Below are 24,995 nucleotides of genomic sequence, written 5' to 3' on the forward strand. Positions count from 1 at the left end.
CGTCAGCGAGTGCCGACCGCCGCACGGACGGCCCTGCGGGCCATCTGGCAGTCGTCGTGCAGCCGCCTGAGCAGCAGCCGCTGTTCCTCGCCGGACGGCGCAGCACCCGGCTGGGCCGTGCCCGGTGCCGCCGGGGCCGTTTCGTGCATCGAACGCTGCACGGCCGTCTCGTACGTACGGATCTCCCGGGTGAGCAGGAGCATCAGGTTCACCAGGAAGGCATCCCGGGAGGCGGGGCCCGCCGACTGGGCGATCTGGCTGATCTGCCGCCGGGCCACCGGCGCGTCCCCGAGGACCAGCCAGAGCGTCGCCAGGTCGTACCCCGGCAGATACCAGCCCGCGTGCTCCCAGTCCACCAGCACTGGACCGGCCGGTGAGAGCAGGAGGTTCGAGAGCAGGGCGTCGCCGTGGCAGAACTGGAGCATGCCGTGCCGGCCCACCTCGTGGGCGATGCCGTGCAGCAGCTTCTGCAGGTCACCGAGGTCCCGGTCGGTGAGCAGGCCCAGCTCGTGGTACCGGGAGATCCGGGCCGCGTAGTCCAGCGGCATGTCGAAGGTGCCCGCCGGGGGCCGCCACGCGTTCAGCCGGCAGATCGCGCCGAGCGCGGCCCTGATGTCCGCGCGCGGCGGAGCCTCCATCGGATGCCGCTGGAACGCCGCCGTACGGCCCGGCATCCGCTCGATCACCAGTGTGCAGTTGTCCGGGTCCGCCGCGATCAGCCTCGGCACCCGGACCGGCGGCCGGTGCCGGACGAACGAGCGGTATGCGGCTATTTCCTGACGGCTCCGCTCCGCCCAGGCCGGCGAGTGGTCCAGAAGGCACTTGGCGACGGCCGTGCTGCGCCCCGTCGTCCCCACCAGGAGGACGGACCGTCCACTGCGCCGCAGAACCTGCACCGGAGCGAACTCCGGGCAGATCCGGTGCACCGACGCCAGCGCGGTGCGCAGTTGGGCGCCCTGGGGGCCGGACAGGTCGAGCCGCCCGCTGAGCGGTTGGGACCCGGGCTGCCCCGGGATCCGCCGGGGCCGGCCCGCGCCCAGCACGGGGCTGCCCGGCCGCGCCGCCGGGTCGAGGTACGGTCCGCCGCCCGCGGGGCGGGTGCGCAGCGGCCGGGGCGGGGCGGACACGGAGGACGATGCTGCGTACATGGGAGATACAGATCCCTTCGTGTGCCTGCTGTGCCTGCCTGTACGTCCGCGTTCCGAACCCGTGCTCGCGGGTGTGTGACCCATGAGCGTGGTTTCGGGAGCGTGCGCCCCCCGGCCCGGCCGCCCGGACACATCCTGGGGAATGTGCCCGTCATATGCCGCTATGGGGCCGCCATATGGAGCTGGCGACCGGGTCGGGGTGGCTCGTTCCTACCTGACACCCGGTGGCCGGTGGCACACCATCTGGCGGACCCTGGCGAACCGTGGCGAATAGTCGCCCGGCAACTTGCACCGGGCTACTGTCAACTCAGCCGAGAACCTGGGGGCTTGACGTGAGCGGACAACCCAACACCCGCCTTGCGGACCTGTTCGGCCTGGCCGGCTGGTCCAAGGGCGAACTCGCGAGGCTGGTCAACCGGCAGGCGGCGGCCATGGGCCACCCCCAGCTGTCGACCGACACCTCCCGGGTACGGCGGTGGATCGACATGGGAGAGATCCCGCGCGATCCCGTGCCGCGGGTGCTGGCGGCTCTGTTCACCGAGCGTCTCGGCCGTGTCGTGACCATCGAGGACCTTGGTCTGGTGCGGCACGGGCGTGCGGGAAAACGGCAGGGTGGCGGGATCGAGGAACATCCCGACGGTGTGCCGTGGCCGCCCGAGCGGACCGCCGCGGTCCTCACCGAATTCACGGGAATGGACCTCATGCTCAACCGACGCGGCTTGGTGGGCGCGGGTGCCGCGCTCGCCGCGGGATCCACACTCAGCAGCGCCATGCACGACTGGCTGCACACCGACCCGGCCCTGAAGGCCGACGCCCCCCTCCTCGACGACCCCTTGCACATCGACCCCGCCGGGTTCGACCGGTACGAGGCCGCACCCATCGGGTCACAGGAGATCGAGGAGCTGGAGCGCTCGGTCGAGGTGTTCCGCGCCTGGGACGCGGCCCGTGGCGGCGGGCTGCAGCGCAAGGCGGTCGTGGGCCAGCTCAACGAAGTGGGCGGCATGCTCGCCTATCACCATCCACCCCACCTCCAGCGGCGCCTGTGGGGCGTCGCCGCCAACCTCGCCGTCCTCGCGGGCTGGATGTCGCACGACGTCGGCCTGGAGCCCACGGCGCAGAAGTACTTCGTCATCGCCGCCCATGCCGCGCGGGAGGGCGGTGACCGGCCGCGCGCCGGTGAGGCCCTGTCCCGGGCGGCCCGTCAGATGGTGCACCTCGGGCGGCCGGACGACGCCCTGGACCTGATGAAGCTCGCCCAGTCCGGCGCCGGCGACCGGCTCCAGCCGCGGACGAAGGCGATGTTCCACACCATCGAGGCGTGGGCACAGGCGTCGATGGGCAAGGGTCAGGCGATGCGCCGCACGCTCGGCCAGGCGGAGGACCTGTTCGTCTCCGACCGGCGGGACGTGGAACAGCCGGACTGGATGCAGACCTTCAAGGACGAGGACCTGTACGGCATGCAGGCGCTCGCCTATCGCACCCTGGCGGAGTTCGACCCGGGTGCGGCCGCGCACGCCCAGCACTACGCGGAGAAGGCCCTCGCCCTGCGCGTCGACGGACGGGAGCGGTCGAAGATCTTCGACCATCTTTCCATGGCATCGGCCTGCTTCATCGCCGACGACCCCGAACAGGCGGACCGTTACGCGCGGTTGGCGCTGATGTCGATGGGCTCGAACTCATCCCGTCGCACCTGGGACCGGCTGCGGCAGATGTACCGGCTGACCGCCGAGTACGCCGGCTACCCGAAGATCCACGAGCTGCGGGAGGAGATCAAGCTCGTCCTGCCCAAGCCGAGGGCCAAGGGTGACGGCAACGGCGCACCGGCATAGGGGGCCTGCGCGCCGTCCGGCCCCACAGGTCGGTTCGTACGGCGACCCCGGTGGGTCAGCCCATGCGGCGACTGCGGTGGGTCAACTCATGCGGTGACTGCGGTGGGTCAGCTCATGCGGTGACCTTGGCGGATCGGTTCAGGCGGTGACCTTGGCGACGAGCACACACGCGTCGTCCTCGCGTCCGGCTCCGCCGAACTCCTCGACGACCGTCCGCACACAGTCCTGCGCGGTGCGCGCCGCGCCGAGCCGTGGGGCGAGGCCGAGCAGCCGGTCCACGGCCGCCGTCCTGCCGTGGCCCGACATCAGCCCGTCGGTGTGCAGGAGGAGCAGGTCGCCCGGTCGCAGGGTGACCACGGACTGCCCGTAGACGGCGCCCGAGGAGGCGCCGAGGAGCACACCGTCCGGTGTGTTCAGCGTGCACCCCGTTCCGTCGCGGTACAGCAGCGGAGCGGGGTGTCCCGCCTGCGCCCAGACCAGGGTGCGGGTCTCGGGCCGGTAGCGGCAGCAGACGGCGCTGCCGAGGGCGGGCTGCACGGAGGTGTCGAGTAACTGGTTGAGCAGGGTGAGCAGTCGGCCGGGCTCCGTGCCGGCCATCGCCATGCCGCGGACGGCGCCGAGCAGCGTCGCCATGCCGGAGGCGACGGCGACGCCCTCTCCGGTGAGGTCGCCCAGGCTGAGCAGGGTCTGGCCGTCGGACAGCTCCAGCGCGTCGTACCAGTTCCCGCCGATCGGGGGGGCGCTCGCGGCCGTCAGCCGGTGGGCGGCCAGATCGAGGGCCGCCGGCCCCTGGTGCGGGAGCCGCAGGGAGCCGCGCCATGGCGGTAGCACGGCTTCCTGCAGCTCTGCCGCGATCCGGTGCTCGGTCTGCTCCTGCCGGCGGTGGTGGTGCAGCGAGTCACGGGTCTCGTGCACCGCCCGCCGGCAGCGGCGCAGTTCGCTGACGTCGCGCAGCACGGCCCACATGGAGGTCGTGCCGCCGTCGGCGCCGAGCACGGGTTCGCCCATCATGTGCACGGTCCGCGTGGAGCCGTCGGGCCGTACGACGCGGAACTCGCCGTCGATCGGCTTGGCGTCGACCAGGCAGTCCGTCACCATCGCGGTCAGCCTCGGCCGGTCCTCCTCCAGGACCAGGCCGGGCAGCTCGTCCAGGGTGAGGGCGGGACCGGCCGGGTCGAGGCCGAGGATCTGGTACAACTCCGCGGACCAGGTGGCCTCGTCCGTCGACAGGTGCCACTCGGCGCTGCCGACACGGCTGAGCAGTGAACCGCCCGGAGCGGCAGCCGGTTCGGGCCGGCCGGCGGGCGGCCCGGCGGGTCCGGCCGGCGCGGGGAGCGGGCCGTCCCGCAGCTGGGCCAAGTGGGCGTCCACATCGTCCAGTTGGTGCAGGGCCAGGTCGTACAGGGCCCGCTGCCACCGCTCCTCGGGGTCCGAACCGTGGCTCCGGGCGTCCCGCCGTACGGCGTCCACGTCGCCCTTGAGCCGCCGCGCCTGCGTTATCAGCGCATCGACCGAGCCGCGTCCGGGCGGCTGGGCGGCTGGGCGGTCCGCGGAGACTGGGGACGGCATGACGCACTCCGAATGGGGGGGACGGTACGGCGGGGGACCGTTACGACTGTTGCACAGCCCGCGACGCCCTGTAAGGGATTTGGCAACACACGATACGGTGGTGCTTCTGACATATGCCAGAGTCTTCCCGGAGGGATCCACGGGTACGAATGACGTACGCGTCGTGGTCGCCAAGTCGTAGCACTCTTGGACGAGTTGACCCCGGAGCGCCGCCCTGCTCCGGCGTTCAGGCACACGTTCGACGCATCTCTGTTCGCGGATGCCGCGGAGCGGCCGGTACCCGCCGAACTCTGACCGGAATTGGCGCCATGCGACAGGCCCTCGCCGACTCCTTATGGGCATGGACATCACCATCGAACAGCCCACCCGGGCCAGACTCATCACGGCGGAGGACCGGGAGGTCCCGGTGCAGGCCACCCTGCGCTACGCCGCGGACGATCCGCTCGCCGTGTTCCTGGACTTCCCCGCCGAGGCCGCCCTGCACGGCGAGGAGGTCACCTGGACCTTCGCGCGTTCCCTGCTGGACCAGGGGCTGCGGGCCCCGGCGGGCCACGGGGACGTACAGATATGGCCGTACGGGCGCGCCCGGACGGTACTGGAGTTCCACTCGCCGCACGGCGTGGCCCTGCTGCTGTTCCAGGCCGCGGCGCTGCGGCGCTTCCTGGTGCGCACCTACGAGACGGTGGCGTGCGGCCAGGAGGATGTGTCGGCGGTGGTGGAGCGGGGGCTGAGCGCTCTGTTCGGCGGGGTGTGAGCCCGCTGGGACACCGGACGCGGGCGACGCGGACGGCGAGACCCTCGCCCAGTGCAACGGCGACCTGCCGCACTCCTGGGCCTCGCAGCACTCCGCCTGGAACAAGGGCCGCCTGGACAACTGGGTCGCGGGCGTCGGCAACGTCCGCTCGCTCGGCTACCTGGACCGCTCCGACATCCCGTTCCACTACACGCTCGCCGACAACTACACCATCTGCGACGCCTACTTCTCCTCCACGCTCAGCGCCACCGGCCCCAACCACACCTACCTGTGGAGCGGCAAGGTCGACTCCGCCCGCTACGACGGCGGCGACGAGTCCGGCCTGACCTGGCAGAACTACGCCGAGGCGCTGCAGGCGGCCGGGGTGAGCTGGAAGGTCTACCAGAACGCGGCGGACAACTACGGCGACAACGGGTGCGCCTACTTCCGCCCGCCGGAACCGCCGGGGAGTTCCTCAACGGTGTGCCGTACGGCTTCGGCTTCCGCGTGGCGATGATCGTCGTCTCGCCCTGGACGCGCGGCGGCCGGATCTCCTCCGAGGTCTTCGAGCACACCTCGGTCCTGCGCTTCCTGGAGACCTGGACGGCGGCGCTCGGCAAGCCCGCCAAGTGCCCCCACACCAGCGACTGGCGACCTGCACCGTCGCCGCGGGCGGCTCGACGGAGGACTACTTCAACGCCGTCGCGTACCAGAACGGCTGGTACGACTTCACGGTGACCGTCGGCTCCGACGCGACCTGGTCGCGCCGGTTCACCGGCATCTGGAGACGGGCGCCGCCGGCGTCAGCGGCTGACGCCGGCGTACAGGTCCGGGCGCGGGGCGAGATCCACGGTCACCCGGCCGCCGGTCTCCAGCGCCCGGACCCCCGCCTCGGCGACGACGGACGCCGCGTAGCCGTCCCAGACGCCCGGACCGGTCACCTCGCCGCGCCGGGTGGCGTCCACCCAGGTCTGCACCTCGCGGTCGTAGGCGTCGGCGAAGCGGACGAGGTAGTCCTGTGCCACCTCCTCACGGGCGCTGCCCGCCGTGGTGACCACCATGGTGTGCTCGTCACCGATCCGTGCGCTGCCCCTCTCGCACACGGCCTCGCACCGCACCTGGTAGCCGAAGCCGCAGTTCACGAAGACCTCGACGTCGACCAGCGCGCCGCCTTCGGTCTCGAACAGGACGAACTGCGGATCCAGCAGCCCCTCGGGGGCGCCGGCGGACGGCGTGGGGCGCAGCACGGTCACCGCCGTCAGTTCCTGCCGGAGCAGCCAGCGGGCCGCGTCGATCTCGTGCGAGACCGAGCTGTTGACCAGCATGGCGCTGGTGAAGTGGCTGGGGGAGGAGACGTTGCGGTGGGTGCAGTGCAGCATCAGGGGCCGGCCCAGACCACCCCCGTCCAGCAGGGACTTCAGCCGCCGGTACTCGGCGTCGTAGCGGCGCATGAAGCCGATCTGCGCCAGCCGGCGGCCGAGCCGCGCCTCCGCCTCCATGACCCGCAGGGCTCCGGTGGAGTCCGGCACCATGGGCTTCTCGCACAGCACGGGCAGGTTCCTGCGGAACGCGGCGAGCAGCGCCTCCTCGTGCGCGGGACCGGGGGAGGCGACCAGCACCGCCGCGACGCCGGGCGCGTCGAGCGCGGCCACCGGGTCGCTGTGCACGGTGACGTCGTCCAGGCCGGCCGCCGCCTCCTTCGCGCGTTCGACCTCCGGGTCGGCCACGGCGGCGACCCTGGCGCCGCTCACCACCCGGTCGAGGCGTCGTATGTGGTCGGCTCCCATGTGTCCGGCACCCAGTACCGCCACGCCCAGCAGGTCACCCATGCACGCGCTCCCTTACGCCGACGATCACGCCGTAGCGTACGCCGACGAGCGAGCGCGGTCCGCGGGTCAGTAGCGCAGCACGCCCGCGATGCCGTCCGCGTCGCCCAGCGTGCCGTCGGGCACGAAGCGCACGTCGGCACCGGTCTCCAGACACTGCTCGACGATCTCGTCCACGATGTCGTCGCGGGCGTCCAGATCGCCGGGTTCGGCCGGCATCAGGTGCTCGCCGAGATCGCGGACGGTGGCCCGGAAGTTCTCCTCCACCGCCAGCAGCCGGACCCTGCCCTCGCGCGCGCTCTGCCACAGCTCGTCCAGGCCGGCGGCGAACATCCGGTGACCCCGTGCCGAGGTCAGCTCCTGGACCACGGCCGTGGCGCCCTTGCGGTTCTCCGCCTCCAGCACCGGCCGCAGCGCCTGCCAGACGGCGTCGGGACCGGCGTGCGCGAGGCCGCCGTGCGGGACGTGGACGGCGGTCCTGGCGACGGTGCCGGCCTCCTCCAGCAAAGACAGCGCCGCGTGCTCGCCGGTGACGTACAGCGGCCGGGGCTCCTCGCGCAGGACCGCGCTCATGGCGGCGTCCGCCTCCCGCAGGAACTGGCGGGTGCCCTCGTCGCGGAAGGCGCTCGGCAGGTCGCCGATCCGCATCTGGCGCTCCGCGTCGAAATTCTCCTGCCTGCGCTCCAGCGGGAAGCCGCCCGAGCGGTCCTGCACCACACGGTCCTCGCCGCCGCTCCACAGGGTGACGCAGTCCGCGGAGACCGACAGTACCCAGAACGGCCGCTCCGCGGCCTGCGCGGCGACCAGATTGCGGGTGAGGAAGGTGTCCGACAGCACCACCCGCTCGGGAACGGTCCGGGCCAGCGACCACACCTGGTGCTCGCCCGGTGCGGCGAAGATCACCAGGCCGTCCTCGGCATGCGTCAGGTCCACCTCGGCCAGGGCCCGGTCGAGCTGTGCCACGACGTCGGCACGCCGCTCGCGGGTGACGGCCGGGTCGGACTCCAGGCGTCTGCGCGCCTCGGTCACCACATTGCGCAGCCGGACCGGGTCCTGGCCGCTTCCACGTTCCCGACGGTGCGTCGGGGTCAGCACGGAGACCGCCGGGTAGGGGCGCGGACGCCGTAGTTCGGCAAGGGTCACGGGACTCAGTGCGTGCTCCATGACACGACGATAGGGCGGAATCACCTTTACGGCATTCGGGGTAATCCGGGCCCCGGCGGCTCCGCTGTCCGCCGCCGGACCTCCTGGCGGACACCGGTGACGCGGGGCCGTGCGGCCGGATACCGTACCCGTCAGTAACCAGACCGTGCCGCACCCCGGGAGGCCCTCATGCCACAGCTCGACGTCGACGGAGCGACGCTGGCGTACGACGACGAGGGCCCCCGCGACGGGGCGGAGGTGCCCGTGGTGTTCGTGCACGGCTGGACCGCCGACCGGCACCGCTGGGACCACCAGATGGCGCACTTCCGCGCGCGGCGCCGGGTGGTCCGGCTGGACCTGCGCGGTCACGGGGACAGCACGGGCGCCGGGGTGCGGACGATCGAGGAGCTGGCGCGGGACGTCCTCGCGCTGCTCGACCACATCGGAGTGGACCGGTGTGTGCTGGTCGGCCACTCGATGGGCGGGATGATCGCGCAGACCATCGCCCTCGCGCACCCCGCGCGCGTGGAGCGGATGGTGCTGGTGGGCTCCATCGGCCGGATGACCTACAGCCGTGGCCGCGGTCTGCTCATGGCCGCCTCCACTCTGGTGCCGTTCAAGCTGTTCGTGGCCGCCAACATCCAGCGGGCCTTCGCGCCGGGCTATCCGCGCGAGTTGATCCGGGCGCACATCCGCGCCTCCGCCGCCACCCCGCGCGAGGTCGTCATGACCCTCTACGGTGCGATGCGGGCCTTCGACGTCCTGGACCGGGCCGGCGAGATCTCCGTGCCGACGCTGATGGTGCACGGCTACCACGACGTGCAGCTCCCGGTGCGGCAGATGCTCCGGATGGCCGGCGCCTACCCCGACGCGGTCGTGCGCATCCTGGACGCGGGCCACGAGCTGCCGCTGGAGAAGCCCGCCGAACTGACCCGGGCGCTCGACTCGTTTCTGACCGCGAAGGCGTAGGACGTGGGGTGCTTGAGGAAGTCTTTGCCCGTGGCCGGTTCCTGTCGCCACTGCCGCGGTAACAGGCCCGCGCGCGGATTTTGCTGAGGCAAAACACGGCTGAAACCATGGGCCGGCCGGGCCTGCCGTGTTGACGCCGCGTTGACTCCACCGGGTGCCTGACGGACGCTCGTCATATAGGTGCTCGATACAACTGGTTTGTCGGTCGGACCTCCGCCCACCGAGAAAGCCCAGGTGGGAGCGGATCTGCCGGCAAGCCGGAGGCAGGAGGTAGCGCATGTGCGGCATCACCGGATGGATCTCCTTCGACCGTGACCTGACGGCCGAGGCCACCACATTGCATGCGATGACCGAGACGATGGCCTGCCGGGGCCCGGACGACCGCGGCACCTGGACCGAGGGCCCCGCCGCCCTCGGACACCGCCGGCTCGCCATCATCGACCTCCCCGGCGGCCGCCAGCCGATGTCCCTGACCACCCCCGAGGGCACCGTCGCCCTGGTGTATTCCGGGGAGACCTACAACTTCACCGAGCTGCGCCGGGAACTGAGGGACCGCGGCCACCGGTTCACCACCGACTCCGACACCGAGGTCGTGCTGCACGGCTATCTGGAGTGGGGTGACGCGGTGGCCGAACGGCTCAACGGCATGTACGCGTTCGCCGTCTGGGACGGCCGGCGCGACAAGCTGGTGATGATCCGCGACCGCATGGGCATCAAGCCGTTCTACTGCTACCCGACCGCCGACGGCGTCCTGTTCGGCTCCGAGCCCAAGGCCATCCTCGCCAACCCGCTGGCCCGGCCCCGCGTCACGGCGGACGGTCTGCGCGAGCTGTTCGTCATGATCAAGACGCCGGGACACGCCGTCTGGGACGGCATGCGCGAGGTGGAGCCCGGCACCGTCGTCACCGTCGACCGCTCCGGCCTGTCCACCCGCGTGTACTGGCGCCTGGAGACCCGCCCGCACACCGACGACCGCGACACCACGATCGACACCGTGCGCTCGCTCCTCGACGACATCGTGCGCCGCCAGTTGGTCGCCGACGTGCCGCGCTGCACCCTGCTCTCCGGCGGGCTCGACTCCTCCGCCATGACCGCGATCGCCGCCCGGCAACTCGCCGAGCAGGGCGAGAAGGTGCGCAGCTTCGCCGTCGACTTCGTCGGCCAGACCGAGCACTTCGTCGCCGACGAACTGCGCGGCACCCCGGACACGCCCTTCGTGCACGACGTCGCCCGGCTCGCCGGCACCGACCACCAGGACATCGTGCTCGACTCCGACGCCCTCGCCGACCCCGCCGTGCGCGAGCAGGTGATCCGGGCCCGCGACCTGCCGTCCGGCCTCGGCGACATGGACACCTCACTGCTGCTGCTCTTCCGCGCCGTCCGGGAGAAGTCCACGGTGGCCCTCTCCGGCGAGTCCGCCGACGAGGTCTTCGGCGGCTACCTGCAGTTCTTCGACGAAGAGGCGCGCCGCGCCGACACCTTCCCCTGGCTGACCAACATGGGCCGGCACTTCGGCGAGGACGCCGACGTGCTGCGCGCCGACGTCACCAAGTCCCTGGACCTGGAAGGCTATGTCGCCGACGGATACCGCACCGCCGTCGCCGGCATCGACCGGCTGGACGGCGAGAGCGACTTCGAGTACCGGATGCGGCAGATCTGCCATCTGCACCTGACCCGCTTCGTGCGCATGCTGCTGGACCGCAAGGACCGGATGAGCATGGCCGTCGGCCTGGAGGTCCGGGTGCCGTTCTGCGACCACCGGCTGGTCGAGTACGTCTACAACACGCCCTGGGCCCTGAAGTCCTTCGACGGCCGGGAGAAGAGCCTGCTCCGGGAGGCGTCGGCGGACGTCCTGCCGCGCTCGGTGTACGACCGGGTGAAGAGCCCGTACCCGTCCACGCAGGACCCGCAGTACGCCCGCGCGCTGCAGGAACAGGTCAAGGAGGTGCTCGCCCGGCCCTCCCACCCCGTCTTCGACGTCGTCGACCGGGACCGGGTCCGCCGGGCTGCCGAGCGCACCGCGCCGGTCAGCACCCAGGCGGCCCGGCGCGGCCTGGAGCGCACCCTGGACCTCGCCCGGTGGCTGGACCTCTACTCGCCCGAGCTGGTGCTCGGCTGAGCCGCCCGCCCGGGCCGGTGCTCAGCCGAGGCCGATGGCCCGGTCCGCGGCCGCCGCCGACGGCTGCCACCACGTGGTCACCGGCTCCCAGACGAGCACCTGCCGCCCGGTGCCCAGCCGCGTGGCGGTGAAGGAGCGGCCCCAGTGCGCGGCCGACGCCGCCACCGTGACCGAGTCCACCCGGCGGGCCTCGGGGTCCGCCGGGTCGGCGATGGTCCGGACGTCGGCGTGGGCGGTGCCGCCCGCCGTGAGCCGGTAGCTGCCGGTGCCGCCCTGCGGCACGGGCAGCGCGGCCCCGTCCAGGCCCCCGAACGTCACCGTGGACACGCGGTCGACGACGCAGGCACGGGTGCCGCGATTGGTGACCTCGACCCGCAGCACGGTCGGGTGGCCGGGCGCGGCCTTGGCCCGCAGGGTCAGCGACTGCTCGGCACAGCGGACGGACCGGCCCTGGCCGGTGGCGGCCTGGCCGGGCGGCGCGCTCAGCAGCAGGGCCACCGCGGCGGCCGAGGCGGTGGGTACGGCGATGGCGGCGCGGATGCGCATGAGGATGTCCCCCTGTCGTGGACGTACGGAATACGGCGGCCGGGAGAGGCGCCTGCCCGGTGTGACGACCGGCACACCCCCGATTCTGCCCCGGTTCGCGGCTGCCGCCTGGTCGCGCCGCTTCCGTCACCGGCCGGTGGTGCGCGACGCCGTCAGTCGGCGCTGTTCGGGGCGACGCCCGCGGGCGGCGCGTCCGCGGGGCAGGAACTGCCGCTGGCGGGCAGTGTGCCGTAGAGCAGGAAGTCGTTGATCTTGCCGTGCACGCACGTGGAGGAGGAGTACCCGGTGTGGCCCTCGCCCTTGCTGTCGAGCACCACCGCCGACGGGCCGAGCCGGCGGGCGGTCTCCACGGTCCACCGGTACGGCGTCGCCGGGTCGCCGCGCGTGCCCACGAGCAGCATCTTCGCCGAGTGCACGTTCTTCACCCGGTCACGGATGAAGTCGGTCCCCACAGGGCGGCCGTAGCACATCAGCAGCTGGGTGAGCCGGTAGCGGCCGAAGACCGGCGAGGCCCGGTCGTACGCGGCCGTCAGGTCCTTCAGGTCCTTGGTGAGCTGTGCCGCGGCGGGCCGGTCGGGGTCGTCCGCGCAGTTGATCGCCATCAGCGCGGCCGCGAGGTTGTCCGCCGGGACGTCCTCGGTGTCGACCAGCCCGCCGTCCGTCCGGTGCCGGCCGCGGGGCAGGCCGACACCGCCCGTGGAGAAGGCCAGGACACGCCGGGCGTCACCGTCCTCGATCAGCGAGGCCAGCGCGCGTTGCAGCGAGGGCCACAGCTCCTTGCTGTACAGGCCCTGCCCGATGGCGCCCACCAGGTCCTGGCCGGAGAGCGAGCCGCCCAGGCCCGTGGGCACCGGGTTGTCGTCGAGCGAGCGCACCAGCCGGAGCACCTGGTCCCCGGCCGCGCGCCGGTCCTGCCCGAACGGACACCCGATGTCCGTCGCACACCAGTCCAGGAAATCGTCCAGTGCCGTCTGCTGTCCCTCGGCGCCCGCCATCCCCTGCTCGGCCAGCGACTCGGTCAGCGTGTCCACACCGTCGAGGACGACCCGGCCGACCTTGCCCGGGAACTGCGCCGCGTACACCGCGCCGAGCCGGGTGCCGTAGGAGAAGCCCAGGTAGTTGAGCTTGTCGTCGCCGAGCGCCTGGCGGATGACGTCCATGTCGCGGGAGGCGTTGATGGTGCCGATGTGGGGCAGCACCGAGCCGGAGTACCGGGCGCACTGGTCGGCGGCCTGTCGCAACTGCTTGAACAGTGCCTGCGGATGGCCGGCGTCGGCGGCCTTCCCCGCCGCGGTGGAGGCAGCGTCGCTGCCCTCGCCGCAGCTGACGGGGGAGGAGCGGCCGACGCCGCGCGGGTCGAAGGTGACGACGTCGTAGCCGTTGGTCAGGTCCATGAACTGTCTGCCGTCGGAGGCCAGCGCGGGGATGCCGGCCCCGCCCGGGCCGCCGAAGTTCAGCAGCACCGAGCCCCGTGACGTGCCGGTGGCGCGATAGCGGGCGAGCGCCACGTCCAGGGTGCCCGCGCGGGGTCTCGCGTAGTCGAGCGGAACGGTGACCTTCGCACACTGCAGGTCCTTGGGCATGTCCGGGCCCTCGCAGGCACCCCAGGCCGGCTGCTGCCGGTAGAACCGGGACAGGTCGGGCTGCGGCTGGTCGGCGGCAGCCGCGGGCAGCCCCGCTCCGAGCAGTGCCAGGGCGAGTGCCGAGGAACCCGCGCAGCGCCGCACGGTGGGCCGTGTGGACAGCATGGCCAGCATCGATCTGCCTCCCGGGGCGCCCGCCGCGGACCGGGGGACGGCGCCCTCGGATCACCATAGGCGGCCTCCGGACGGCCCGCCTGCGGGCGAGCGGAACGGCACCCGCCGTCGTATCCTGCGCACCCTCCGTGTCCTGTTGGTGATCATTCAGAGGCTTTACACGCAGTTCGATAACAGTGCCGCTCGATGGGGTGAAAGGCCGATTAGCCATAACTCGGATCGGTTCGTCGACGTTCTACGAGGGGCGGGTGAGTGCCCGCGACGAAGTCTGGAAGGCAGGGAACCTATGAGACGGGCTACCCGAAACGGTGTGATCGCCGTCGCCGCCGCGTCCGGCGCGATGGTTGTGGCGCTCCCGGTGTCCGCCGCCTTCGCGGCAGACGGGGCCGGCGCCGGCGGTACGGCGGCCGGCTCGCCCGGGCTGGTCTCCGGCAACGGCATCCAGCTCCCGGTGCACGTGCCGGTGAACCTCTGCGGCAACACGGTGAACGTGGTGGGGCTGCTCAACCCGGCGGCGGGCAACGCCTGCGCCAACAGCGGTGGGGCCAAGGCCGACGGCGCGGGGAAGAGCGGATCGGCGACGTCGGGCGGTGCGTCCGCCCACGGCGATGCCGCGGACTCGCCCGGGGTGATCTCGGGCAACGGCATCCAGCTCCCGGTCGACCTGCCGGTGAACGTCACCGGGAACAGCGTCAACGTGGTCGGCCTGGGAAATCCGGCCATCGGCAACCAGTCGGTCAACGGTCCCGGCGAGCGTCCCCAGGCCCCGCGCACCCCGGCCCCCAGGCCCCGGGTGCCGAAGCCCCCGGCCCACGCCCGGTCCCACGCCGGCCCGCGCGCCGTGCGCCCGGCGACGGCCGCGCTGGCCCACACGGGAGCCGACCTCACGGCCCCCGCCATCGCCGGCAGCGCCGCGCTGCTGGTGACGGGTGCGACCTTGTACCGCCGCTTCCGCCCGGGCCGCAACGGCTGAGCGGACCGCGCCCGGCCCCACCGGGCCTTGTCCCGGTGGGGCCGGACAGACCGGTCAGCCGCCCGGTTCTTCCGCCTTGGCGTCGAGGCGGATTGGTCAGCCCGCCCGGCTGCTGCGCCTTGGCGTCGAGGCGGGCCGGTCAGCCGCCCGGCTCCTTCTCTCTGGGGTTGACGTGGGCCGGTCAGCGGCCCGTCTCCTTCGCCCTGGCGTCGAGGCGGATCGGTCAGCCCGCCCGGCTCCTACGTTCTGGCGTCGAGGCGGGCGCCCGTAGCAGCAGCTCCGTCAGTGTGCCGTCACCGCACCCGATCCCCGTTCCGTGCGGTGAGGCGGGCCGCCGCACGGTGGCCATCGGCCGATCTCCCCATGGCGCGGCCCCCGTTGATCCGCAAGGATGCTGCGGGCGGCCCGGCCGAGGCCGTGCCGTACGACACCGACCCGACGGAAACGGAGCGCACCGATGACCTCTGCGGCCCCCCACGATCTCGTCCTCTCGCAGGCCACCCTCGCCGACTGGCCGGTGATCAGCGGGTGGGCGGCGGCGGAGGGCTGGAATCCCGGGCTGTCCGACGGGCCCGCGTTCTTCGCCCAGGATCCCGACGGGTTCTTCCTCGGCCGGATCGACGGGGAGCCGGTCTCGGCCATCTCCGTCGTCAATCACGGCCCCGACTACTCCTTCCTCGGCTGCTACCTGGTCCGCCCCGACCTGCGCGGCCACGGACACGGTCTCACCACCTGGAAGACCGCCCTGGCCCACGCGGGCAGCCGGACCGTCGGTCTGGACGGGGTCGTCGCCCAGCAGGACAACTACCGGCAGTCCGGCTTCCGGCTCGCCCACCGCACCGTCCGGTTCAGCGGCACCGCCCCCGAGAGCGGGACGCCCGCCGGTGTCCGCCCGGTCGGACCCGCCGACCTGGCCGCGCTCACCGCCTACGACAGCGCCTGCCACCCCGCCGACCGCCCCCGGTTCCTCGCCGAGTGGCTCACCGGACCCGGCCACCGTGCCGTCGTCCGCGAGGACGGCGGTCGTCTCACCGGTTACGGCGTGATCCGCCCCGGTCATGACACCCTGCGCATCGGCCCTCTCTTCGCGGACACCGCGGACGACGCCCGGTCGCTGTTCGCCGCGCTCACCGACGGCGTGGCCGGCCGCGAGGTCGCGATCGACGTGCCCGAGCCGAACGCGGCCGGTGTCGCCCTCGCCGAAGCGGCCGGCCTGCGCTCCTCGTTCGAGACCGCCCGCATGTACACCGGCCCGGTACGCGCGTACGCCGCGGAGCGGGTGTTCGGCGTCACCACACTCGAACTCGGCTGATCCTCGGGCGAGGTGAGGGCGGCACGCGTGGAAACGGCGGTGCGGTCCGTAGCTCGTCCGCCGTCCAGCGCCTCCACGCGGTGGCGCGGCCCACGCAGTTCGTCCCACCCCATCGGTCCGCCTGCGGGAACTGACTCAGCGCCGGGCCTGGACGCGGTCCAGTGCGGCCACCCCCACGGCCGCCAGGGCGATCTGGATGAACCACTCGATCCAGTCGGGACCGTCGGTGTCGGCGACGCCGAACCCGGCGGCTATCGCCGAGCCGAGCAGCGCGGCCACGACGCCGACGGCGATGGTCCACAGGACGCCGATGCGCTGCCGGCCGGGAACGACCAGCCGGCCCAGCACACCGATGACTACGCCGATGACGACGGCGCTGATGAAGCCTGAGATCTCCATGGCGTTCCCTCTTCGACGCTCCAGCCGGTGAACCCCGCTGCTGTGGAATCTGCCCGCAGCAGGCGGAGCCACTCCGCTCCGGTCGTGGCCACAAGCTCTGTTCACCTCACCTTCATGCCATGTACCTTTCAACCATTCGACGCGTGGAGGAAACCCTCAAGCGGGTTCTACGCGCGCAGACTTGGCGCCGCACCACCTCTTCCCCACCCCTGATGGAGGTTCGACGGATGCTCGGATCCAGGAGATACCGCCGCAGATTCACCACCGCCCTGGCCGGCTTCGGGCTACTGCTCACCGGATCAGCTCTCCAGGTCGGCTCCGGTGCTCCCGCCCACGCGGCGACCACGCACCGCGTCCTGTTCGACAACGCCCACGCCGAGACGGCGGGCAACGCCGACTGGATCATCTCCACCAGCCAGCCCGACCCCCTCGGCCAGGACTCCTCCCCGTCCGCCGAGACGGACTGGACCGGCGCCCTGTCCTCCTGGGGCGTGGCGTTGCAGAAGACCGGCGCATACAGCCTGAAGACCCTGCCGTCGGGCTCCGCTCTCGCCTACGGCGGCACGTCCGCAACCGACCTGTCGAACTTCGACACGCTGGTCCTGCCGGAGCCGAACACCCTGTTCACGGCCGCCGAGAAAACGGCGATCATGAACTTCGTGAAGAACGGCGGAGGTCTGTTCATGATCTCCGACCACACCGGCGCCGACCGCAACAACGACGGCGAGGACGCCGTCGAGATCTTCAACGACCTGATGACGAACAACAGCGTCGACTCCACCGACCCGTTCGGCTTCTCCGTCGACTCACTGAGCATCAGCTCCGACCACCCGTCCGCGATCGGCGACAGCACCGACCCGGTGCTGCACGGCTCCTTCGGCACGGTCACCAAGAGCCTGATCGCCAGCGGCACGACCGCCACCCTCAAGCCCGCCGACAACCCCGGGGTCAAGGGCCTGCTCTACCGCACCGGCTACTCCGGCAACACCGGCGCCTTCTTCGCCACCAGCACCTTCGGCAGCGGCCGGGTGGCCTTCTGGGGCGACAGCTCCCCGATCGACGACGGCACCGGCCAGTCCGGTAACACCCTCTACGACGGCTGGAACGACTCCGGCGCCACCGACGCGGCCCTCGCGCTGAACGCCACCGAGTGGCTGGCCGGCGCGAGCGGCAGCGGCGGGGGCGGCGGCACGACGTCCTGCACCGCCGCCCAGCTCCTGCGCGACAACGGCTTCGAATCCGGCAACGGCACCTGGAGCGCCACGAGCGGTGTCATCACCGACGCCCCCGGTGAGGCGGCCCGTTCCGGCTCGTACTACGCCTGGCTCGACGGCAACGGCACCGCCACCACCGACACGCTCTCCCAGTCGGTGACCGTCCCGCCGGGCTGTTCGGCCACGCTCAGCTTCTACCTGCACGTGGACACCGCCGAGACCACGACCACCACGGCCTACGACACCCTCAAGGTCCAGGTCCTCAGCGGCTCCGGCACGGTCCTCGGCACCCTGGCGACGTACTCCAACCTCAACGCGGCCGCCGGCTACACCAAGCGCGGCTTCGACCTCGGCGGCTACGCCGGACAGACCGTCACCCTGAAGTTCACCGGCACCGAGGGCTCTAAGTACCAGACCTCGTTCGTCGTGGACGACACCGCGCTCGACGTGAGCTGAGAGGTGTGAGCCGAGCGCGGTGAGCTCAAGAGGTGTGAGCCGAGCGCGGTGAGCAGGGAGCGGGCCGTCCGGGCCCGCTCCCGTGCCGTCAGGCCGCCGGCACCGTCCGCTCCGGCGTGTTCCAGCCGGAGACCCGCACGCTCGGAGCCGAGCCGCGCAGATCGGCCGTCCGGCTGGTGGCGGTCAGCGTCACCGACTCGCCCGGCCACAAGCTCACCTCGTTGTCCGACCAGCGCACCGGCAGCACGGGCTTTCCCTGGGCGTCCACGAGATGGACGTCCGTCAGCAGCGCCGGAGTCTTCTCGCTCCCGGTGTGGCGCAGGGTCACCGTCGTGGTCGACGTGCCGCCGGACGAGGTCGTGACCGCCGTCGCCGACACCGGCGCCGGTGCCATCGACGCGAGCCCCTTGAGGTCGGCGTAGCTCGTCGTGGGCGTGTAGTACCAGGTGGTGCCGTTCCAGTCGAGCGTGTCGGGAGCGGTGGAGAGCCAGTACACGTTGCGGCTCACCTCCTCGCCGGCCGCGTCCGTCAGCACCAGCCGGAGCAGGTACGTGCGTGCCGACCCGCTCACCGAGGACGGCAGGGTGAGCACCGAGCCGTGGGCGCCGTTGCCCGCGACCGCCGTCCCGGTGACGGTCCTGTCGTACTTCTGCGTGCCGTCGGGGTCGAACACCGTGGCCCGCACGCTGAGGCCCTGGGCGCGTTCGGGCCGGTTGTTCACCACGACGACCGAGTGGTTGTCGTAGGAGTACTGGACGTGCAGCGGCTCGTTCGCCTTCTTGGCGCCGAAGTAGGAGCCGTTCTGGTCCAGGTAACGGTCCGTCAGCTGCCAGTGCAGGGAGGTCCAGCCGCTGTTGAACATCCAGTGGATCACCCCGGTGGCGGGCTGGTCCGCGTCGGTCGCGTTGCGTCCGTACGCCTCGAACTGGGCCCGCACGTTCTCGTACTGCGCCAGCTGGGCCTTGCGCACGTAGTCGGTGAGGCTCGTCGGGGCGCCGTAGCGGCCGGCGAGGGCCTTGTCGTAGATCTTGAGCGTGCCGAAGGTGGAGGAGGGGGAGCGGTGGTACTGCTTCGCGTCGGGGTTCTTCCAGAGGGTGTCCAGTTCGGCAGGGGTCATCATCCGGCGCAGGCTGTCGAGGGTGGGGATGCTCGGGCCCGCGCTGGTCTCGGAGTTGAAACCGGTGGCCCCGCCTTCGCGCTTGGCGTACCAGTAGCCGGGCGGCACCCAGTCATAGGGGCCCGTCATCTTCATGCCCGACCTGCCGAGCTGCGGGGAGGCGGCGTCGGACGCGGCGGGCACCACGGGAGCGGGCCAGTCGGCCGCCCTCAGGGCGTCCAGGTAGCCCTTCTCGATCGTCGCGTCGGGGGCGGAGTCGCTGCCGATCAGGAAGGACAGCACGCTCGGGTGGTCGCGCAGCCGGGCGGCCTCGGCGGCCATGGACGCCTTCGCCACGGCATGGTCGGCGTCGTCCCACTTCTCGCCGGACCCGCTGGGATTGACCTCGCCCTCCCACTTGTCGCAGCACTCCCAGCCCGGCAGGGTGAGCACGCCGTGGCGGTCGGCCAGGTCGAAGAACTCGTCCGGCTCCAGGTGGCCTTCCAGGCGGATGGTGTTCAGGCCCAGGTCGACGGCGTAGCTCAGGCGGTCCTCGGCGTAGGCGCGGTCCCAGCGCAGGAACTCGTCCGGGGACCAGCCGCCGCCCTTGATCAGCAGGTCGCGGCCGTTGATCCGGTACTGGCGGGCGCCGTCGGAGTTCAGCGGGGCCCGCACGTCCCGGATGCCGAAGGTCTCGTGCGCGGTGTCCGAGACCGCGCCGGCGACGGTGGCGGTGAGGTCGAGGTCGTACAGCGGCTGCCCGCCCATCCCGGCTGGCCACCACACCCTCGGCTCCGTGAGGTGCAGGCCGGGGGCGTCGGCGGGGGAGAAGGTGACGGTCCTGGTCTCGTGGGCGCCGAGCGACACCGTCTTGCGGAACTCGGTTCCGCCGATGCTGCCGCCGACGGCCGCCGTGACCGCCGTGCCCGTGTCGTTGCGGGCCTGAGCCTTCACCGTCAGGTCGGCGGTGGCGAGCGAGGGCACGGCCAGTTCGGTCGTCACGTGCGCGTCGCGCAGCGTGACCGGACCGGACCTGCGGACCAGGACGTCACGGACGATGCCCATGTTCCGGTCGGCCGGCGGCTGGAGCCAGTCGAGCCAGCCCATGGTCAGGTCCTTGTCGGGGTCGTTGGGCCGGACCCGGAAGGCGACCGTGTTCGTGCCGGGGCGGACCAGGGAGGTGAGGTCCAGTTCGTGGTGGGTGTAGGCGCCCCTGACGTCCGTGGCCGAGGCCAGCTGCCGGCCGTTGACGTAGACGTCGGCCGCCGAGACGACCCCGCTGAAGTCGAGGAAGGTGCGCCGAGCGGTGTCCTCGACGGTGAAGTCGGAGCGGTACCACCAGGGCACCTCGAAGTCGGCCCGCCGGATGCTCTGCTGGTTGGTGGAGTAGAACGGGTCGGCGTAGACGCCGTCGGCGAGGAGAGCGGCGAGGACGGTCGAACGCGGGCCCGCCGGATGCCAGCCGGACGCCGGGTAGCCGGGGGAGGAGACCGTGGTGGCGGAGTCGCTCACCCGGGCCGTGGACTGGACGGCGAAGCCGGAGAGCGGGGTGCTCGACCCGGCGGCGTCCGAGACGCGGGTGGTCTTGAAGTGCCCGTGCGGCGCGGTCGGCGGCCGGTCCTCGACCCAGGCGCCGGAGGTCAGCGTGGCGAGCAGCCCGAGGACGACGGTCGTGGTGGTGTACCGGCGGGCGGGAGCGGGGCGAGGGAACACGAGGGTCTCCAGGCTGGTAAAGTTAGGAAACTTTACTAATCCGGTTTCACGCTAGGGTCCGCCGGAAGGCGTGTCAACGACCGTGGCCGTGACCGGGGCGGCGACGGTCAGCTTCCGGCCGTGCGGCGCTCGAACACCAGATCCCGGGCCGTGTCCAGCGCGGTGGCCAGCGCGCCCAGCAGAACGGCGTCCTCGCCGAGCCGGCTCGGCGCGATCCGGGGGCGCAGCGGGGTGAGTGCGCGCACACGCTCCCGCACCGGCCGCAGCAGCAGGTCGACGCTGTGGCCGACACCGCCGCCGAGCACCACGAGGTCGGGGTCCAGCACGGCGGCGGCAGCCGCCACGGTGTGCGCGATCCGCTCGCCCTCCAGCTCCACGGCCCGCACGGCGTCCGGATGGCCCTGCCGGGCCGCGTCGAACACGGCCTTCGCCGTGAGCTGCCCGCGCATCCCGAACTCCCGGGCCGCTTCCACCACGGCGACCCCCGACACCGCGTCCTCCAGCCGCTCCGGCTTGTGCCGGCCGTGCCACGGCAGGAAGCCGATCTCCCCGGCCAGCCCGTGCGCGCCCGTGAACAGCCGTCCCTCGCTGACGATCCCCATCCCGAGGCCGGTGCCGATCATGATGTACGCGAAGAGCCGGCTGCCCGCGCCGACGCCGAAGGCGTGCTCGCCGAGCGCCGCCAGGTTGGCGTCGTTGTGCACCTCCAGCGGCACGCCCAGTTCCGTGCGTATGCGGTCCACGAGCCCGGGCCGCCCCCAGCCGGGCAGATGCATCGCGTACCGCACCCGCCGCCGCTCCTCGTCGTACACCCCCGGCGTGCCGATCACCCCGTGCACCACCTCCGCCGGGTCCGTGCCCGAGTTCGCCATGACCTGGCGGGCGGTGGTCACGACCAGGTCGGTCAGGGCGGCGGAGGCGCGGGCGCGGTTGCGCACGTCGGCCCGGGCGACGAGCGTGCCGTCCAGGTCGGCCACTGCCACCCGCAGCCAGCTCCGGCCGATGTCCACGCCGAGCGCGTACCCGGCGGCCGGATCGGGGGCGTAGAGCACGGCGGTGCGCCCGCGCTCCGGGGCGTGCGTGCCGACCTCGTGCACCAGGCCGGCCGCCGCCAGCGAGGCCAGCGCGCTGGAGACCGTCGGCTTGGACAGGCCCGTCTCGCGTGCCAGTTGGGCGCGCGAGGCGGCACCGAGGTCGCGCAGCCGGTCCAGAAGCAGCCGCTCGTTGGTGCTGCGCAGGCGTCGGCGGCTCCAGGGCTGTTCCTGCTGCTCTACGGCATCGCTGGCGGGCATCCCACCATTCTCGTGCATTCCTGACGCGTACTTGACGCCTCTAGTAAGGATCCTTAACTTTATCGGCCACGTCGGCCCCGCCGGGTGCCGCGGAGCGTCGCGTCAGGAGTCCCCATGTCCGGTAGCCCGCCACCCACGGGTGGCTTCGTCCGCCGCGTCGGCCTGTTCCAGGCCACGGCGATCAACATGAGCCAGATGTGCGGCATCGGCCCGTTCGTGACGATCCCGCTGATGGTCGCCGCGTTCGGCGGGCCGCAGGCGGTCATCGGGTTCGTCGCGGGCGCCGTCCTGGCCCTGTGCGACGGGCTGGTCTGGGCGGAACTGGGCGCGGCCATGCCCGGGTCCGGCGGCAGCTACGTCTATCTGCGCCAGGCGTTCCAGTACCGCACCGGCCGCCTGATGCCGTTCTTGTTCGTGTGGACGGCGATGCTCTTCATCCCGCTGATCATGTCCACGGGCGTGGTCGGATTCGTTCAGTACCTGGGCTATCTCGCGCCCGGCCTGGGTCAGACCTCCGGCGACCTGATCGGCCTCGGTGTCATCGCCCTGGTGGTGCTCCTCCTGTGGCGCGGTATCGAGCACATCGCCCGGATCAGCGCGGTGATGTGGGCCGTGATGATCGCCTCCGTGCTGCTGGTGATCGCCGCCGCGGCCGGCGACTTCAGCCCCCACCTGGCCTTCACCTATCCGGCGCACGCCTTCGACCTGACGAGCGACCACTTCTGGCTGGGCTTCGCCGGGGGCCTGACCATCGGCATCTACGACTATCTCGGCTACAACACGACCGCCTACATGGGCGCCGAGATCAAGGACCCCGGCCGTACGCTCCCGCGCTCCATCATCGTGTCGATCCTCGGCATCATGGCGATCTACCTGCTGCTCCAGATCGGCACCCTCGGCGTCGTCGACTGGCACCGGATGACCGACCCGGGGGACATCGCCTCCACCTCGGTGGCCTCGGCGGTGCTGGAGGAGACCTGGGGCGAGGGCGCGGCCGACACGGTGACCGTGCTGATCCTGATCACCGCGTTCGCCTCCGTCTTCACCGGCCTCCTCGGCGGCTCCCGGGTGCCCTACGACGCCGCCCGCGACCGGGTCTTCTTCCGCCCGTACGCGAAACTGCACCCGCAGCACCGCTTCCCGGTGCTCGGCCTCGCCACCATGGCCGTGATCACCGCCGTGGGCTTCCTGATCGGCCGCCACACCGACCTGGCGACCCTGATCCAGTTGCTCACCACGGTGATGGTCGTCGTCCAGGCCCTGGCCCAGATCGTCGCGCTGACCGTCCTGCGCGGACGCCGGCCGACGCTGGCCCGCCCGTACCGGATGTGGCTCTATCCGCTGCCGAGCATCGTCGCCTTCACCGGCTGGTGCGTGATCTACGGGTACGCCGACAAGAACTCGCCGGGCCGGCATCCCATCGAGTGGTCCCTGGCCTGGCTGGCCCTCGGCTGCGCGGCCTTCCTGGTCTGGGCGCGGCTGGAGAAGGTGTGGCCGTACGGGCCGAAGGAGATCAGCGAGGAGTACGGCGCGAGCGCGACGCCCCTCGAAGCCGGCTCGCGAGTACCGCGCCCTTGACATGAGCTCGCGAGGACAGCAGACCCGTGGAAAGGAGCTGCCGTCCCGCTGAGCGGTGGCGGACAAGCGTGGGCCGGTCCGCCCGGGCGAACCGGCCGCGCTGTTCGTTCCTTCCTTTCCTCGGTCTCCTCTTCTACGGCCTGGGGGCGGTCTTCGCCGCGGTACCGGCGCAGATCAGTCCGAGAATGAGGGCCAAAGCGCCGATGACGACGTTGTTGACGATGACGCCCGCGTCGGGGCCGCGCCCCACGATCCACGGGGCGATGATCATCCAGATGCCCATGGCGCACATGGCCCAGCTGAGGCCGTACATCCGCTCGGGTGCCCGCGTGAATCCGAGAGCCAGCAGGGCTATCGCTACGCCCATGATCAGGTTGTGGGTCATCAGCGAGGGCTGGTTCCCCGTGTAGTGCAGGATCCACGGGGAGGCGGCACAGTACAGGCCGAGCAGGAACACCGGCCCGTCCACGAGTGCCACATCACGACCGCCGAGCACACGGGAGTAGCGATCCCGCATTTCGGAGACATCGGGGTGGCTGGAGATGTCACCCCTGTGCAGGTTGGCCATTCGTCGTCTCCTTTGGCTCTGCAAGTCAGACCGCATCTGTTCGGTGTGCGGTGAGCGCCGCATAGTCCATTTTGCTCTTATTTCTTCCTTATGTGTAGAGCTGGTCCGTCCCGGTCCGCTGTCCCAGGTCGCGGCGCAGCTGGCGCAGGCCCCGGCGCGCATGGCTCTTGACCGTGCCCAGTGGCCATCCCGTGCGCTGCGCGATCTGGGTCTGGGTGAGGTCCTCGTAGTAGGCCAGGCACAGCACGCGCCGCTGGGGTGCGGGGAGCCGGGCCAGCGCGTGCCGCAGGAGGACACGGTCCAGCGCTGTCTCGGGCCGGCCGGCGGCGGACTCGTCCGGCGGCAGGGCCGCACCGGCGGCCGCGACCAGCTCTCCACGGCGTGTCCGCGCCGACAGGGCGTCCGCGATCCTGCGGCGGGTGATACCGGCGATCCATCCCGCCACCGTCCCGCGCTCGGGCCGGTAACCGCCGCATCCGCGCCAGACGCCGAGGAACACCTGCTGGGTGACGTCCTCGGCCTCGCTGGCGTCGCCCAGCGTGCGCCACGCCAGCGTGTGCACCATGCGTGACCAACGGCGGTGGACGGCGGCGAGACAGGCGTCGTCACCGGCCGCCAGTCCCCGCATGAGGTGCTCGTCGGTGAGCGGCTCCGCGGCGATGGGCCACGGGGACATGCCGGAGGGCGGGACGGCCGGGGTCGCGGTGCCGGAGGCGACGGCGGTGGGGTGCGGGCTCATGGCGACGGCTCCTTCA

General features: G+C 72.0%; 19 protein-coding genes and 2 pseudogenes. 10 read left to right on the forward strand and 11 right to left on the reverse strand.

Annotated features, from left to right (window positions below; genetic code table 11):
* Positions 1-2 precede the first annotated feature (2 nt).
* The gene (locus ACIGYR_RS13785) at positions 3-1,148 is read right to left on the reverse strand and encodes an aminoglycoside phosphotransferase family protein (protein ID WP_391847809.1); all 1,146 of its coding nucleotides are present in this window, start codon (positions 1,146-1,148) and stop codon (positions 3-5) included.
* A gap of 332 nt (positions 1,149-1,480) precedes the next feature.
* On the opposite strand from ACIGYR_RS13785, the gene ACIGYR_RS13790 reads away from it, so the two are divergent.
* Entirely contained in the window at positions 1,481-2,977 is a 1,497-nt protein-coding gene (locus tag ACIGYR_RS13790) for a hypothetical protein (protein ID WP_391847810.1), read from the forward strand.
* 138 nt (positions 2,978-3,115) lie between these two features.
* On the opposite strand, the gene ACIGYR_RS13795 is transcribed toward ACIGYR_RS13790, so the two are convergent.
* The gene (locus tag ACIGYR_RS13795) at positions 3,116-4,546 is read right to left on the reverse strand and encodes a PP2C family protein-serine/threonine phosphatase (protein WP_399598768.1); all 1,431 of its coding nucleotides are present in this window, start codon (positions 4,544-4,546) and stop codon (positions 3,116-3,118) included.
* A 340-nt stretch (positions 4,547-4,886) separates the two neighbouring features.
* Here ACIGYR_RS13795 and ACIGYR_RS13800 point away from each other — a divergent pair, with 340 nt between their 5' ends.
* The 3 genes and pseudogenes from ACIGYR_RS13800 to ACIGYR_RS13810 all read left to right on the forward strand — a co-directional run.
* On the forward strand, positions 4,887-5,300 hold the full coding sequence (locus ACIGYR_RS13800) for an SsgA family sporulation/cell division regulator (RefSeq protein ID WP_391847812.1): 414 nt from the start codon (positions 4,887-4,889) through the stop codon (positions 5,298-5,300).
* 4 nt (positions 5,301-5,304) lie between these two features.
* Positions 5,305-5,933: pseudogene (locus ACIGYR_RS13805) on the forward strand (alkaline phosphatase family protein); the annotation flags it as partial.
* A pseudogene (locus ACIGYR_RS13810) lies at positions 5,909-6,001 on the forward strand (hypothetical protein); the annotation flags it as partial. The pseudogenes ACIGYR_RS13805 and ACIGYR_RS13810, both read left to right, overlap by 25 nt.
* Before the next feature lie 81 nt (positions 6,002-6,082).
* Here the strand turns inward: ACIGYR_RS13810 and ACIGYR_RS13815 are convergent.
* Together ACIGYR_RS13815 and ACIGYR_RS13820 are read right to left on the reverse strand one after the other, a co-directional pair.
* Positions 6,083-7,108 (reverse strand): Gfo/Idh/MocA family protein, encoded by a 1,026-nt coding sequence (locus ACIGYR_RS13815; RefSeq protein WP_399598769.1) that lies wholly within the window; start codon positions 7,106-7,108, stop codon positions 6,083-6,085.
* 66 nt (positions 7,109-7,174) lie between these two features.
* Positions 7,175-8,269: a chemotaxis protein gene (locus tag ACIGYR_RS13820; protein ID WP_399598772.1), complete on the reverse strand. Its 1,095-nt coding sequence runs from the start codon at positions 8,267-8,269 to the stop codon at positions 7,175-7,177.
* A 168-nt stretch (positions 8,270-8,437) separates the two neighbouring features.
* Here ACIGYR_RS13820 and ACIGYR_RS13825 point away from each other — a divergent pair, with 168 nt between their 5' ends.
* Positions 8,438-9,217: an alpha/beta fold hydrolase gene (locus ACIGYR_RS13825; RefSeq protein ID WP_399598773.1), complete on the forward strand. Its 780-nt coding sequence runs from the start codon at positions 8,438-8,440 to the stop codon at positions 9,215-9,217.
* Between the two features lie 277 nt (positions 9,218-9,494).
* The gene (asnB, locus tag ACIGYR_RS13830; RefSeq protein WP_399598776.1) at positions 9,495-11,336 is read left to right on the forward strand and encodes an asparagine synthase (glutamine-hydrolyzing); all 1,842 of its coding nucleotides are present in this window, start codon (positions 9,495-9,497) and stop codon (positions 11,334-11,336) included.
* A gap of 21 nt (positions 11,337-11,357) precedes the next feature.
* Here asnB and ACIGYR_RS13835 read toward each other — a convergent pair whose 3' ends face one another.
* Both ACIGYR_RS13835 and ACIGYR_RS13840 read right to left on the reverse strand, forming a co-directional pair.
* Positions 11,358-11,882, reverse strand: coding sequence for a DUF4232 domain-containing protein (locus tag ACIGYR_RS13835; protein WP_399598779.1), 525 nt, complete (start codon positions 11,880-11,882; stop codon positions 11,358-11,360).
* Between the two features lie 152 nt (positions 11,883-12,034).
* Positions 12,035-13,639 (reverse strand): alpha/beta hydrolase, encoded by a 1,605-nt coding sequence (locus ACIGYR_RS13840; RefSeq protein WP_399598780.1) that lies wholly within the window; start codon positions 13,637-13,639, stop codon positions 12,035-12,037.
* 286 nt (positions 13,640-13,925) lie between these two features.
* On the opposite strand from ACIGYR_RS13840, the gene ACIGYR_RS13845 reads away from it, so the two are divergent.
* Together ACIGYR_RS13845 and ACIGYR_RS13850 are read left to right on the forward strand one after the other, a co-directional pair.
* Positions 13,926-14,612 carry a chaplin gene (locus tag ACIGYR_RS13845; RefSeq protein WP_399598783.1) on the forward strand — a complete coding sequence of 229 codons (687 nt, stop codon included), beginning with the start codon at positions 13,926-13,928 and terminating at the stop codon, positions 14,610-14,612.
* Positions 14,613-15,069: 457 nt separating this feature from the next.
* Positions 15,070-15,924 carry a GNAT family N-acetyltransferase gene (locus tag ACIGYR_RS13850; protein ID WP_399598786.1) on the forward strand — a complete coding sequence of 285 codons (855 nt, stop codon included), beginning with the start codon at positions 15,070-15,072 and terminating at the stop codon, positions 15,922-15,924.
* A 135-nt stretch (positions 15,925-16,059) separates the two neighbouring features.
* On the opposite strand, the gene ACIGYR_RS13855 is transcribed toward ACIGYR_RS13850, so the two are convergent.
* Positions 16,060-16,323, reverse strand: a complete 264-nt coding sequence (locus ACIGYR_RS13855) for a GlsB/YeaQ/YmgE family stress response membrane protein (RefSeq protein WP_391847821.1) — start codon at positions 16,321-16,323, stop codon at positions 16,060-16,062.
* A gap of 227 nt (positions 16,324-16,550) precedes the next feature.
* Here ACIGYR_RS13855 and ACIGYR_RS13860 point away from each other — a divergent pair, with 227 nt between their 5' ends.
* Entirely contained in the window at positions 16,551-17,993 is a 1,443-nt protein-coding gene (locus ACIGYR_RS13860) for a hydrolase (RefSeq protein WP_399598789.1), read from the forward strand.
* Between the two features lie 88 nt (positions 17,994-18,081).
* On the opposite strand, the gene ACIGYR_RS13865 is transcribed toward ACIGYR_RS13860, so the two are convergent.
* Both ACIGYR_RS13865 and ACIGYR_RS13870 read right to left on the reverse strand, forming a co-directional pair.
* Positions 18,082-20,802, reverse strand: coding sequence for a glycosyl hydrolase 2 galactose-binding domain-containing protein (locus ACIGYR_RS13865; protein ID WP_399598792.1), 2,721 nt, complete (start codon positions 20,800-20,802; stop codon positions 18,082-18,084).
* 107 nt (positions 20,803-20,909) lie between these two features.
* Positions 20,910-22,094: an ROK family protein gene (locus tag ACIGYR_RS13870; RefSeq protein WP_399598795.1), complete on the reverse strand. Its 1,185-nt coding sequence runs from the start codon at positions 22,092-22,094 to the stop codon at positions 20,910-20,912.
* 114 nt (positions 22,095-22,208) lie between these two features.
* On the opposite strand from ACIGYR_RS13870, the gene ACIGYR_RS13875 reads away from it, so the two are divergent.
* The gene (locus ACIGYR_RS13875) at positions 22,209-23,672 is read left to right on the forward strand and encodes an APC family permease (RefSeq protein WP_399598798.1); all 1,464 of its coding nucleotides are present in this window, start codon (positions 22,209-22,211) and stop codon (positions 23,670-23,672) included.
* Positions 23,673-23,805: 133 nt separating this feature from the next.
* Here the strand turns inward: ACIGYR_RS13875 and ACIGYR_RS13880 are convergent, their stop codons facing one another.
* Together ACIGYR_RS13880 and ACIGYR_RS13885 are read right to left on the reverse strand one after the other, a co-directional pair.
* A complete protein-coding gene (locus ACIGYR_RS13880; protein ID WP_399598800.1) occupies positions 23,806-24,240 on the reverse strand; it encodes an SPW repeat protein in 435 nt (144 codons plus the stop codon).
* A gap of 88 nt (positions 24,241-24,328) precedes the next feature.
* Positions 24,329-24,979: a sigma-70 family RNA polymerase sigma factor gene (locus ACIGYR_RS13885; protein WP_399598802.1), complete on the reverse strand. Its 651-nt coding sequence runs from the start codon at positions 24,977-24,979 to the stop codon at positions 24,329-24,331.
* Positions 24,980-24,995 lie beyond the last annotated feature (16 nt).

Origin of the sequence: Streptomyces sp. NPDC053076, from assembly GCF_044546845.1 — a bacterium.
Lineage (GTDB): Bacteria > Actinomycetota > Actinomycetes > Streptomycetales > Streptomycetaceae > Streptomyces.